We start from the raw sequence: 12,547 nt of genomic DNA, 5'->3' as shown, positions 1-12,547 counted from the left end.
AAGCGCAAGTGCTAAGGCATAAAATAGAAAAAGCCGCTCTAAGGCGGCTTTTATCTAAATGGCGGAGAGTGAGGGATTCGAACCCTCGAGCCCCGCGAAGGGCTGCCAGTTTTCAAGACTGGTGTATTCAACCACTCTACCAACTCTCCGTCGACCGTTTTATGGGTTTTGACGTGAGTATTCAAGCAGTTGTTGCGTCTAACGCACCCCAGTTAGAAAAAATCCCCTGGCACCTTTTAACGGATTTCGGTTTTGCCGCCCATGTAGCTTTGAAGAGCTTTTGGGATGGCTACGGAACCGTCTTCGCGTTGGTAGTTTTCTAGGATGGCTACAAGTGTTCTGCCTACTGCGAGGGCAGATCCGTTCAATGTATGAACGAATTGAGGTTTGCCACCGGCTGTGCGGAAACGGATGTTGGCGCGACGAGCTTGGAAATCCTCAAAGTTAGAACATGAGCTGATCTCGCGGTATGTGTTCTGACCCGGAAGCCATACTTCCAAATCGTGAGTTTTCGCAGATCCAAAACCCATATCGCCCGTGCAAAGAAGCATACGGCGGAATGGAAGTTCCAAATCCATCAACACTTGTTCCGCATGAGACGTCAAAGCCTCGTGAACTTCATAAGATTTATCTGGATGACAGAACGTCATCAGTTCCACTTTGTCGAACTGATGCTGACGGATCAAACCCTTGGTATCGCGTCCCGCACTTCCAGCCTCTGAACGGAAGCATGGAGAATACGCGCAGAAACTTTGTGGCAAATCTTTTTCATCCAAGATCTCACCGTTGTAGTAGTTCGTCACAGGCACTTCCGCTGTTGGAATCAAATAAAGATCCCAACCTTCCAAATGGAAAACGTCTTCTTTAAATTTCGGGAAGTTTCCAGTTCCAAGCAAACTGTTTGAGTTCACCATGAACGGAGGAATCATCTCTGTATAACCGTGTCTTGTAGAGTGCATGTCCATCATAAATTGGATCAATGCACGCTCCATTTGCGCGGCTGCGCCTTTTAGGAAAGCAAAGCGAGTTCCTGTTGTTTTACCAGCTCTTTCAAAATCGATGATCTTTAAAGATTCACCCAATTCCCAGTGTTCTTTGGGTTTAAAAGAAAACTTCGTCGGAGTTCCAACGACTTTTAATTCTTTATTGTCTTTTTCAGAAGAACCCACAGGCACAGACGCATTTGGTTTATTCGGAATCACCAACGCCAAATTCGTAACTTCTTGATCGGCCTCAGCCGCTTTGGCTTCAAGCTCTTTCACTTGAGATTTTAAAGCTTCCACTTCCGCCAAAATCGCAGAAGCATCTTTACCTTCGCGTTTCAGTTTTCCGATTTCACCGCTGAGTTTATTTTGATTTGCTTTCGCACTCTCAGCTTGCGTGATCATCTCTTTGCGTTTTTTGTTCAGCTCCATGATTTTTTCAAGGATGTCTGTCGATGCACCACGGTTGATCAAGCCCTGCTTGTATTCATCAAAATAAGAAGGTCCGTTTTCAGCTTTTTTCTCAAGAAGTTTAATATCGATCATTTTTAAAATCCTTTTACAGGCTACGTTCTACAAGGCAGGACGCCTTAAGGTGCAACAAGTATATACATTCTTAGCAACATCGCGACAAGCACACAGATCAAATCAAAGATCAGAATTTGACCCATACTCCAGTTCGACAATACTTTCATAACGATGCCCAGAACAACGACCATTACAAAAAGAAGAGCAAACGTTCCATATCCGACAAGTTCCTGACCAATCAGTCCAAGAACAAGTCCCAAAAGAATTCCTGTTACAAATCTTAAAGTGAAATGAAAAAAGGAAAGCGTGGATGACTTAACGCCCTCTTGTGCGCTGCTTGCAAGTCCTCTCATTTTATCGCCGATTCCCATGGCTCCTCCGTCGTCCGTCCTTAGTTGCTGCCGAGTCTTAAAATTTTGTTCTCTATTTCAACACGATCCGGGGCATTTGGCGAGAGGCCTAAATATTTATTATAAGCCTGCGCCGCAGAGCGATTATCGCCCTTCACTTCATAGATCGCCCCTTGCTCTCTATAAATTTCTGCATAACCACTTTCGCGCGCCGAAGCCAACGCCAACATGTCTTCTGCCACATCAATCGAACCCGACTGACGGTAACACGTCGCTGACTTCACATAAATATCCGCCCCTTGAGGACGAAGCTTCATGGCTTGAGAGTATTCCGCCGCACACTCTGCATACTGTTTACGAGCAGTATAAACTTCCGCAGCCAAAATATAGGAATCAGCTACGTTCGGATTGATTTTCTTTTCTGCTTTGGAGGCTTCCAAAGCCATATTGAAGTCACCAGAAGAGAATGCCGCTTTACCAATATAATAATAAGTACGAGGGTAGTTAGGGTTCAAACGCTGCACGCGTTTAAACTGCTGAATCGCTTCCTCAAAACGGCTCGTTTCCAAATAAAGTTTTCCGGCTTGGAACAAAGCCTCCCCATCGGTAGGATCCAAAACCGCGGCACTTAAGAAGGCTTTTAAAGCTTTGTCATTAAGACCCAGAGCCTTTTCACTTTCTCCTAAACCCAGCCACGCTTTTTTATTTTTTGGATCAGCCTCTACAACTTTTTCATAGATTTCTTTCGACTGGCTATAGCGATCTTCAGACTTATAAACCTCTGCCAAGGCCACTCGATAATCCAAAGTGTACGAGAAGCGTTTAATCAATTCATTGAGGTAATTAATCCCTGAATCCACACCATTTGTTTGCGCGAGCATCTTGGCGTAAGTGATTTGCGCCTCAGGATTTGTCGCATCGATTTCAACGGCTTTCGTCGCGTAACGAATGGCATCTTTTGCAGCGTTTTCTTTTCTCTCAATTTCTTTCTTACTGATCGGCATAATTGAACGAGCAAGAAGACCATTGGCTTTCGACAACAAGATGAATGTTTCGATATCACCGTCGTAAGCTTTAACCGCTCTCATGGCATAGTTCACAGCACCAACCATGTTGTTTTTGCGGAACTCCAGCATCGCAAGGCCACGCAGAACTTCATAGTTGTTTGGAGCAATGCGAGTTGCATTTGTGAGAATTTGCAAAGCTCCGACGAAATCAAAACGCTGAGACATGTAATCAGCTTGAAGAACGTAAGCAGAAACCAACTTGGGTTCCGCTTTGATTGCTTTATTCAGCCACTCAATCGCCTCAAAGCTTTGATTAAGCTGCCACAAACATTTCGCTGCCTTCATCGCAGCTGTTCCATTTTTAGGATCAACTTCAAAAGCGGCTTTAAACTCTGCTTGAGCGGCGAGGAAATCCCCTTGGCGCACGTACTGGTCACCAAGATAAAGCAATTCGTTATTCTGACCTTTTTCGCCTTTGATTTTATCTGAACCACCCAGACGAATTACAAGCTGACGGATCTCACTGTTGTTGGGGTTCAACGAGAATCCTTTTTGAGCTGCATCCAAGGCTTTTCGTTTTTCTCCACGAAGAACATATATTTCAGCTAGGACGGAGTATCCATCCGCTTCCACCAATTGTGAAACACGACCTTTTGATTCTAGGGCTGTACTTAAATAACTGTAAGCCGTGTCTGATTTTTTAAATCCACGATATTCAATAATACCTAAAAGAATTTTTCCTTCGCGATGTTTTGGATTTTTCGCAACAACGTTTTTAAGCAAACTTGAAGCTGACGTAAAATCACCTTGATCTAATAAAACTTTTCCCAAAGCCACTTGGGGATGCAGCCATTTTTCCCAAAGCTGTGCGGCTTTTTCATAGTAGGGAACGGCGTTCGTCAGATCTTTTTCGCCTTCAAGAAGTTCCGCTTTAAAATCGTACATCACAGGTAAAAGAGAAAACGGTTCATTGCCTTCCAAGGTCGCCTCAACAACGCCTTTGGCTTCTTTGTAACGGCCCGATGTCATAAGTTTTACAGACTCGCACACTTGACCGAAGGGGCTCACAATATTCAAGGCTCTTGTTGCTTGAGTCGCTCCCGCCACGGTTTTAATATCTTGCGCATCTTGGACAGCAAACGGCCAAAGCTCTTTATAGACCACACAAAGAAGAGCTCGCACTTCGATATTCATCGGAGCACCTTCAACGATGGTCACGAGTTTATTTTGAGCGGCAATATAAGATTCAAACGTGTCTTGCTCCATCGCGAACAAGGCCTCGTTTAATTTTTCTTTCACTTGTTGATCATTCAAAGTCGCTGACGATTTTCCCGGAGCCAGCAAATGAATTTTCGTTCCGTCCGCGGGACCACTATCCCAAAGAAGAATCACGCCAATCAAAATCACCGCAACAAGAATGATCGCCGGCAGTTTCAAATTTTTCGCGATCTCGCCTTTTTCCATATTTTTTAAATTGGAAAGCTCAATCACAGAATCCGTTTTTCCATTCGCAGAGACATTCGCGATGGGAATTGATGCCGGAGGAACATACGCAGGACGATCATAAACATCGATCTGCTGTTTCGGTTTATCTACTTTGATATTTGCAAAACTGTCTGGCGTCGGCGCTTGATTTTGCGGTGGCTGTTGCTGCTTTGGCGGCGGTTTCGGCGCTTGAACGATCACCGTTTCCGCTTCCATCTTCTGCGCTTTTTTTGGATCAACATCGACAACACCTTCGAGAGCTTCAAGAAGTTTGTCGTAGAAAGCAGCCTCTTTAGAAATCAATGTCCATTGGCCATCGGGAAGTTTTGAGATCATCTCTTGACCCGAAAAGACGCCCTCACCAATCATGCGAAGAATGGCTTCAGTGGAATAGGGGCCTTTGACCTGACCATTCCGTGTTTTAACAACCCAAGTGACCTGAATACGTGACATAGACACCTGATTATACTGAGCTTTTTAACAAAGGACTATGGCCCTGGGGACCAGCCCTCAAGGTCTGTGCTTTGGTCAAGGAAAGACCCGCTTCAATGGTTCCAGAATAGAACCTCCGTCCCATTATGGAATTACCCTTGGTTCCGAATTGAGTGGGGTGAGTTCGAGTTTCGATCTTCAAATCAAATATAAGGGCTTTTCAGGAGTGTCTCATATTGGCACACGGTTTGCTCTATAGGTAAATGTCAGTTGTTATTTTGGGGAGAGTACGTAAGTGATCAGAAACGCATTGATAGCAGTATACATCTTGGTTGTTCTCGCGATTTCAGCAGTAGCTCGCGCGGGTGTGCTTCCAAACAATGCTCAAGGCGAAGACATCACTTCTTCTGAACTTCAAAACTATAACTTCAAGACACATGTAGGTGAAATCGTGGCTTTGGCTGATGGCTCGCTTGTTTTGGCGATGGAAGATCAGCAATCATTCTTTGTATTGAAGTCACAAATGGATCTTACAGCTTTTGTTGGTTCTAAAGTTATGATTAGCGGTATTGAACTTGAACATCAACTTGCTCCCAACTTCGAGCTTGAAACTGTGGACCCCCTCCCTGGTTTCGGTTCTGGGAACAAAACGGTCGTCTTCTTTGTGTTCGGTATCAGCGAGGTTAGATAATAACTTCGTGATCATTGGGTCTCAGCCCCATCCCCTCCGCGGGCTGAGACTTTTCTTTTTATCCCTTAAAAAGGCCTACGGATCCCCTCCATGTAGGCCTTTTTCTTTTTCTAAATTTGCTTTTTTTGATTATTCGATACGACGGATTTTTGCGCCAAGAGAAGACAACTTGTCTTCGAGTTTTTCATAACCGCGATCCAAGTGATAAATACGATTCACAACTGTTTCACCTGAAGCCACCAATCCCGCAAGAACAAGTGAAGCACTCGCACGAAGATCTGTTGCCATCACCGGAGCACCCGTTAGTTGACCCGGTTTTCCGCGCACAACAGCCACGCGAGTTTTCGGAGTGATATCAGCTCCCAAACGAGTGAGTTCCGTCACGTGCATGAAACGATTTTCAAACACGGTTTCAGAGATCACACTTGTCCCGTGAGCCACAGTCATCAACGCCATGAACTGCGCTTGAAGATCCGTTGGGAAAAGTGGGTGAGGAGCTGTTGTAATATCAACCGCTTCCCACTTATCACATGGGAAAACAGTCATTGTGTCCGCTGTCGTTTCAATTTTAAATCCTGCTTCACGCATTTTTAAAATCAAAGCTTCTAAGTGAGCAGGCACACACTTCGTCACCGTCACTTGGCCTTTTGTGATGGCACCAGCGATCAGCAAAGTTCCTGCTTCAATACGGTCAGGCATGATCGAGTGAACTGCGGGTTTCAATTTAGAAACACCTTCAATGCGAATCACACTTGTTCCGTGACCTGTGATCTTTGCACCCATTTTGTTAAGGTACTCAGCAAGATCTACGATCTCTGGTTCTTTCGCGGCATTTTCTAAAATCGTAATGCCGTCAGCGAGAGTTGCTGCCATCATCACGTTCTCAGTTCCACCTACTGTCACAGTTTCAAAAAGGAATGTTGCGCCTTTTAGTTTTTTAGAAGCCGCGTGAACATAGCCTTCTTTTTGTGTGATCTCTGCACCCAAAGCTTGAAAGCCTGCTAAGTGCAGATCAATCGGGCGACTTCCAATCGCACAACCACCGGGTTGAGAAACAACGGCTTCACCGTATTTCGCAAGCATCGGACCCATACAAAGAAAACTTGCGCGCATTTTACGAACAAGGTCGTAAGACGCTTCGTAAGATTGAAGAGGACTTACGCTGACATGAAATTCGTCACCGATCCATTTCGTCTCACAGCCAAGACTTTGCAAAAGCTCTGCTGTCGATTCGATATCTTTAAGCTTTGGAACGTTTTTAAAAACGTGCGTTCCTTCAGCAAGAAGTGTTGAAAAAAGAATTGGAAGAGCTGCGTTCTTCGCGCCACTCGTAGCAACCGTACCTTTAAGAGGGCCACTGCCCATCACAACCATTTTATCCATGCGTTACTCCACGAATGACTCTATCATGCCCGGAAAGATCTTTGATGACACTGATTTCGTTAAATATTTTTAAGCCAGCGAAGTGCTCTTTCATCGCGGGTCCCTGAGTCATGCCCATTTCCATCAGCATAATTCCCGGAACCATCAAATGATTCCCATAAACCTGCGACCAATTTTTTAGAAGTGCCAGGCCCTCAGCGTCCGCATACAAAGCTGAGTTAGGCTCAAACTTTTTCACGTTTTCTTCTACAGCCGGATCATTATGTGCAATATAGGGAGGATTTGAAACAAGCGCATCGACTTTGTCTTTGCCGACAAACTCTTTGTAGGCCGACATCACGACATCGTGATTTCCAGCATCTGCATGGATGAACTTCACTCGATCAGAAACTTCTAAAGAGTCCGCATTGCGTTTTGCCACTTCAAGCGCTTTTTCAGAAAGATCGACAGAGATCAAACGCGCTTCTGGAAATTCTTTAAGAAGAGACAAACCGATACAACCTGAACCCGCGCCAAGATCAATGAAACCAAGATTCGGTTCTTTGTCTTTCGCCCATTGAATCACTTCTTCAACAACGTGCTCAGTTTCAGGACGAGGAATTAAGACATCAGAATTCACTTCAAAGCGATGGCCAAAGAAATCACGATATCCAAGAATATAAGCGACAGGCTCCCCTGAGGCACGACGACGAACAAGCTCGCGCAAAACAGCGAGTTCTTCTTCTTTCATAGGTTGATCAAAACGAAGATAAAGTTGAATGCGCTCAAGCTTCAAACCATGAGCAAGCAAAAGCTCCGCATCCAAGCGGGGGCTTTCGATTTTTTTATCTTTAAAAAACGCCGTCGTCTTATCGAGGATTTCTTTTAACTTCATAATGCAACTTTACTCTAGGTTGTTCAAAAAGGTTCAGACGCAAGGCGGAGGGTCTTATCCGCAACGGAGGCGTACTTAATGTACGTCGGAGTGGAGGATAAGGCCCGACAACGCAGTCGGATGGGCCTTTTTCAACAGCCTAGGCAGAGGCGGTTTGTTTTTTTAGTGCCTCTGCTTGAAAGTTAGCAACGAGTGGATCAATCAGCAACTCAAATGAGCCGCCCATGACTTGGTCCAGCTGATGAATCGTCAAACCGATGCGGTGATCGGTAATGCGAGTTTGCGGGAAGTTGTAAGTGCGGATGCGCTCTGAACGATCACCCGTACCGATTTGCTCCAAACGAACATCGGAAGCCTCTTTACGAGCTTTTTCGTCTTCGATTTGTTGCAATTTTGCGTAAAGGATTTGGAAGGCACGCTCTCTGTTGGAAGACTGAGACTTACCTTCTTGGCATTTCACGTCAATTCCCGTTGGAAGATGCACGATACGAACTGCAGACTCAGTTCTATTGACGGACTGACCGCCGGCACCTTGAGAACGCATGGTCTCAATACGAAGATCACTCATCGGAATTTTGATTTCAGTGACTTCGACTTCAGGAATAACCGCCACAGTCACAGTCGACGTATGAATACGGCCCGCTGCTTCTGTTTTAGGAACACGTTGAACGCGGTGAACACCTGATTCGTATTTCAATTTACTGAAGACAGAATCACCTGTGATGCTTGCGATGATCTCTTTAGCTCCGCCCGCGTTTCCTTCAGAGAAAGAAAGCATTTCGACTTTCCAACCTTGAGAGGAAGCATAGTGAACATAACCACGGAAAAGTTCATCAGCAAACAACGCCGCCTCGTCACCACCAGCGCCCGCACGAATTTCAAGAATGATATTCTTGTCATCGTTAGGATCTTTTGGAATCAAAGCAATTTTAAGCTCGTGCTCAAGCTGAGGAAGTTGTGCCTCAAGCTCTTTCACTTCTTCGCGAATAAGTTCGCGCATTTCAGCATCTTGTTCTGCCGTTAAAAGCTCTTTGCTCGCTTTTAAATTCTCAGATTTCTTTTTGAAGTCGCGATAAACGACGACAATCTTCTCCAGGTTTCCAAGTTCTTTCATCAACGCGCGATACTGCGTTTGGTTGGAAGCAATATCGGGCCTTTGAAGAGCCATATTGACTTCTTCATAGCGTGATTCCACTTCGTCCAATTTCGAGAACATGGGAGTAACTCCTAGATCAGTTGCAAAATCGAGTTGGGGTGCTGAAATAAGAATGCGGTTCGAAGAGTGAACCGCATTTCATACAAGAACGTCCTCCGAATGGAGGTCTGAAATTTACTTTTTGCCGTAACGTTTTTTGAAACGATCGATACGACCTTCAGTATCCATGACACGTTGTTTTCCAGTGAAGAATGGGTGAGATGCAGAAGAGATCTCAACTTTGATCAATGGATACTCTTTACCATCTTCCCATTTAACTGTTTCGTTAGAGTGAAGAGTTGTAGTTCCCAAGAATGAGTAATCGCAAGAGATATCCTTAAATACAACAGTATTTACTTTTGGATGTAGGTTTTGTTTCATGACCTGATTCCTTCTAAATAATTTAACCTATGGGTCTTAAGATGTAAGGGTTTAACATAGTGGTCTCGCCGTGTCGAGCATTAATCGCTGCTTTTTTTGGCAACAAAGGGCTTGATTGAGGGACCGCATAGTTTATAAATATCCTCGTATTATCAATGCTTTAGGTAATATATCAAGTGACGGAGGTTTTGTGGCAAAAACGACTTCTGAAGTAGAAATTCAGGACTTTAAGGGGTTTTCCCCTGAGGCATTTCGCTTCTTAAAATCCCTCAAAAAGAACAATAAACGAGAGTGGTTTCAACCCCGAAAAGAGACCTACGAAGAACTTTTGCGCCACCCGATGATGGCCGTCGTTTTTGAGTTGGCGGACGAATGCAAAAGCTTTGCTCCCGAAATCAGCTTTAACCCGAAACGCAATGTTTTAAGAATTTACCGCGACACTCGTTTTAGCAAAGACAAATCTCCCTACAAAACAAACATCGCTGCCAACTTCCCGTTTGGTACTTACGGAAAAAACATGGATAGCCCGGGACTTTACATGCATGTGGAACCAGGCGAAGTTTTCGTGGCTGGCGGCCTTTATATGCCGAACTCTTTGCAGCTTCGAAAAATTCGGGAAGCGATTTTGAAAAATCCCGATGCGTTTTTAGATATCGTTGAAAGCAAAGAGTTCAAAAAACATTTTGGAGCGCTTAAAGGAGAGAAACTTAAAACAACTCCACGCGGGATTTCCGCTGAGCATCCGATGATTGAATATCTTCGTCACAAGCAGTTTTTTGTCTCTCACACTTTTGAAGAAAGTGCGGCTTACAAAAAAGATTTCCCAAAAAAAGTCGCCAAAGAATTTAAAGCGATGATGCCACTTTTACGTTGGCTTAATAAATCGCAAAGCCTGTGGTGATTGTTTTCCAGCACTTCCTGTTTTGCTTTTTATCTTAAAGCAAGGGCGACTCTTGCTGGTTTTTGAAACCTCCTTGAATCTAGTCGCGATGCTCAAGGAGGTTTTATGAAGTCCCTGCTTCTCACGGCAACACTGCTTGCCTTCACTGGCGCAGCTCACGCTGAAAGTATTTACTGCTCATTCACGGAACCGTTTTTAACGGTCACATATAATTCAGAAACAAATAAAATTACTGTGACGTCTCCCGATGAAGGGTCCGCTGAAACTACAGGACACGTGACATATCAAAAAGGTGGAATTTTAAAAATCACCGCAGATGGGATCACTCAATATCTTGAGGTGAACTTAACGAAGGAAGGTTCTGACGGAATGTCCGATTTCGTTTATCCGTTTGAAGGCGCCATCAGCAATCAACTTTATGGTGGCTGCGAAACGGATACATTAAAGAAACAACCACCAAAGCCCTAAAGCGAAAAGGGAGTCTTGCGACTCCCTTTGTGCATTGTAGCCAGAAAAAAGAAGCAGGCACCTTTTAGCCGGGGCCGGACATGGCTTTTAGGAAGTCGAGATTTGTTTTTGTGTTTCCAACTTTATCGAGCAGGAATTCCATGGCGTCGACGGGATTCATTGGAGCAAGAACTTTTCTCAAGATCCACAGACGGTTCAAGTCTGCTTTTTCTACTAGTAAGTCTTCTTTACGAGTGCCGGACTTGTTGATGTCCATGCAAGGGAAGATACGTTTTTCCATAAGCTTACGATCCAAGTGGATCTCGGCATTACCAGTACCTTTAAATTCCTCGAAGATAACCTCATCCATACGAGAACCTGTGTCGATCAACGCTGTTGCGATGATTGTCAAAGATCCACCTTCTTCGATGTTACGAGCAGCACCGAAGAAACGTTTTGGTTTGTGAAGGGCGTTGGAATCCACACCACCTGACAAGATTTTTCCTGAAGGAGGAACAACCGTGTTGTAGGCGCGGGCCAAACGAGTGATAGAATCAAGTAAGATCACCACGTCGTGTTTGTGCTCAACCAAGCGTTTTGCTTTTTCGATAACCATCTCTGCAACTTGAACGTGGCGAGTTGGTGGCTCATCGAATGTTGACGATACAACTTCACCTTTTACAGTACGTTGCATGTCAGTCACCTCTTCCGGACGTTCATCGATCAAAAGAACGATCAATTTTACTTCCGGATGATTGTGTGTGATGGCATTCGCAATTTGTTGCATCAAAACTGTTTTACCAGTTCTTGGAGGTGCGACGATCAAAGCACGTTGACCTTTTCCAAGAGGAGCCATCAAGTCCACAACGCGTGTTGTGTATTCGCCAGGGCTGTGCTCAAGCTTCAGTCTTTCGTTTGGATAAAGCGGAGTTAAGTTGTCGAAAAGGATTTTGTCTTTACCTTTTTCAGTAGTTTCAAAATTCAATGAATCCACTTTCAAAAGTGCAAAGTAACGTTCACCATCTTTTGGCGGACGAACAGTTCCTGTGACCGTGTCACCTGTTCTCAAACCAAAACGACGAATTTGTGACGGAGAAACGTAGATATCATCCGGACCTGGAAGATAGTTGTAATCCGGAGAACGCAAGAAACCGTAACCGTCAGGCAGGATTTCAAGAACACCAGAACCGTAAATATCTTGTCCTAGTTTTGCGGCACGCTTCAAGATTTCAAAGATCATATCTTGACGACGAAGACCCGCAGCGTTTTCGATTTTTAGTTTTGTCGCAAGCTCAGTGAGCTGCGTGATGTTTTTTGATTTCAAGTCCTTTGAAGACAACCAAGTTTTCTCTTCATCGGTTAATTGAATGTCAGCCAAATCCACTTCTTGCGTTTGTGCCGGTGGAGTTGAGTGTTGTGTATCGTCTCCTACAGGTTGACCTTCATCACGGTGTCTGTCGCCACGATCGCCGCGATCATTGCGGAAATCACGACGTTGTTGTCCGTTGTTTCTGTCATGACGGTGTCCACCGCCGCGATTATCGCGGTTGTCACGGTTATCACGATTGTTTGGACGGAATTCGCGACGTTGCTGATGCTGTGGACGATCTTGTCTTTGTTGTTGCTGTTGTGGTTCTTGTTGTGGAGCTGGGGCGGAAGCGGAAGCTTCGGAAGTAGTGGGAGCTGCAGTAGTAGAAGTTTCAGCGGCTACCGGCTCTGGGGCTGGTGCAGCGGCTTGTGGTGCAGACTCAGCGGGTGTTTCTTCAGCGACTTTTGTGCGAGTGCGCTTCTTCACGACTTCAACGCCTTGTGAATCTTTGGGCTCAGACAAACAAATTCTCCTTGTAGGATTAAATAAAGAAAAAAGAGGATCTTAGATTAAGAAGTTTG

Annotated in this window: 11 protein-coding genes and 1 tRNA gene; 3 read left to right on the top strand and 9 right to left on the bottom strand. The window is 44.8% G+C overall.

All coding sequences use genetic code 11. The features are described from left to right. Window positions 1–59 precede the first annotated feature (59 nt). The 4 genes from ACLSSO_RS00355 to ACLSSO_RS00340 form a co-directional block, all read right to left on the bottom strand. A tRNA-Ser gene (locus ACLSSO_RS00355) sits at window positions 60–149 on the bottom strand. Window positions 150–236: 87 nt separating this feature from the next. Next, complete coding sequence (gene serS / locus ACLSSO_RS00350) at window positions 237–1,529, bottom strand: serine--tRNA ligase (RefSeq protein ID WP_295900343.1); 1,293 nt, start codon at window positions 1,527–1,529, stop codon at window positions 237–239. A gap of 44 nt (window positions 1,530–1,573) precedes the next feature. After that, complete coding sequence (locus ACLSSO_RS00345) at window positions 1,574–1,882, bottom strand: hypothetical protein (protein WP_295900339.1); 309 nt, start codon at window positions 1,880–1,882, stop codon at window positions 1,574–1,576. Window positions 1,883–1,902: 20 nt separating this feature from the next. Beyond that, window positions 1,903–4,806 carry a tetratricopeptide repeat protein gene (locus ACLSSO_RS00340; RefSeq protein WP_413943740.1) on the bottom strand — a complete coding sequence of 968 codons (2,904 nt, stop codon included), beginning with the start codon at window positions 4,804–4,806 and terminating at the stop codon, window positions 1,903–1,905. Window positions 4,807–5,080: 274 nt separating this feature from the next. Here ACLSSO_RS00340 and ACLSSO_RS00335 point away from each other — a divergent pair, with 274 nt between their 5' ends. Further along, window positions 5,081–5,476 (top strand): hypothetical protein, encoded by a 396-nt coding sequence (locus ACLSSO_RS00335; protein WP_295900335.1) that lies wholly within the window; start codon window positions 5,081–5,083, stop codon window positions 5,474–5,476. A 129-nt stretch (window positions 5,477–5,605) separates the two neighbouring features. On the opposite strand, the gene murA is transcribed toward ACLSSO_RS00335, so the two are convergent. From murA to ACLSSO_RS00315, 4 genes are all read right to left on the bottom strand, one after another. Next, a complete protein-coding gene (murA, locus tag ACLSSO_RS00330; RefSeq protein ID WP_295900330.1) occupies window positions 5,606–6,859 on the bottom strand; it encodes a UDP-N-acetylglucosamine 1-carboxyvinyltransferase in 1,254 nt (417 codons plus the stop codon). Then, entirely contained in the window at window positions 6,852–7,733 is an 882-nt protein-coding gene (prmC, locus tag ACLSSO_RS00325) for a peptide chain release factor N(5)-glutamine methyltransferase (protein ID WP_295900328.1), read from the bottom strand. Before prmC ends, murA begins: the two co-directional genes overlap by 8 nt. A 139-nt stretch (window positions 7,734–7,872) precedes the next feature. Beyond that, window positions 7,873–8,949 carry a peptide chain release factor 1 gene (prfA, locus tag ACLSSO_RS00320; RefSeq protein WP_295900326.1) on the bottom strand — a complete coding sequence of 359 codons (1,077 nt, stop codon included), beginning with the start codon at window positions 8,947–8,949 and terminating at the stop codon, window positions 7,873–7,875. Between the two features lie 114 nt (window positions 8,950–9,063). Further along, on the bottom strand, window positions 9,064–9,309 hold the full coding sequence (locus ACLSSO_RS00315; protein WP_295902096.1) for a type B 50S ribosomal protein L31: 246 nt from the start codon (window positions 9,307–9,309) through the stop codon (window positions 9,064–9,066). Window positions 9,310–9,499: 190 nt separating this feature from the next. Between ACLSSO_RS00315 and ACLSSO_RS00310 the strand changes: the two genes are divergently transcribed. Both ACLSSO_RS00310 and ACLSSO_RS00305 read left to right on the top strand, forming a co-directional pair. Next, on the top strand, window positions 9,500–10,210 hold the full coding sequence (locus ACLSSO_RS00310) for a DUF2461 domain-containing protein (protein WP_295902099.1): 711 nt from the start codon (window positions 9,500–9,502) through the stop codon (window positions 10,208–10,210). Window positions 10,211–10,315: 105 nt separating this feature from the next. After that, complete coding sequence (locus tag ACLSSO_RS00305) at window positions 10,316–10,678, top strand: hypothetical protein (protein ID WP_295902102.1); 363 nt, start codon at window positions 10,316–10,318, stop codon at window positions 10,676–10,678. A gap of 64 nt (window positions 10,679–10,742) precedes the next feature. Here the strand turns inward: ACLSSO_RS00305 and rho are convergent, their stop codons facing one another. Continuing rightward, window positions 10,743–12,488, bottom strand: a complete 1,746-nt coding sequence (rho, locus tag ACLSSO_RS00300; protein WP_413943739.1) for a transcription termination factor Rho — start codon at window positions 12,486–12,488, stop codon at window positions 10,743–10,745. Window positions 12,489–12,547: the final 59 nt, after the last annotated feature.

Origin of the sequence: Bdellovibrio sp. HCB-162 (assembly GCF_047344985.1) — a bacterium.
Lineage (GTDB): Bacteria > Bdellovibrionota > Bdellovibrionia > Bdellovibrionales > Bdellovibrionaceae > Bdellovibrio.
This window is presented reverse-complemented; position numbering and strand designations above follow the sequence as displayed.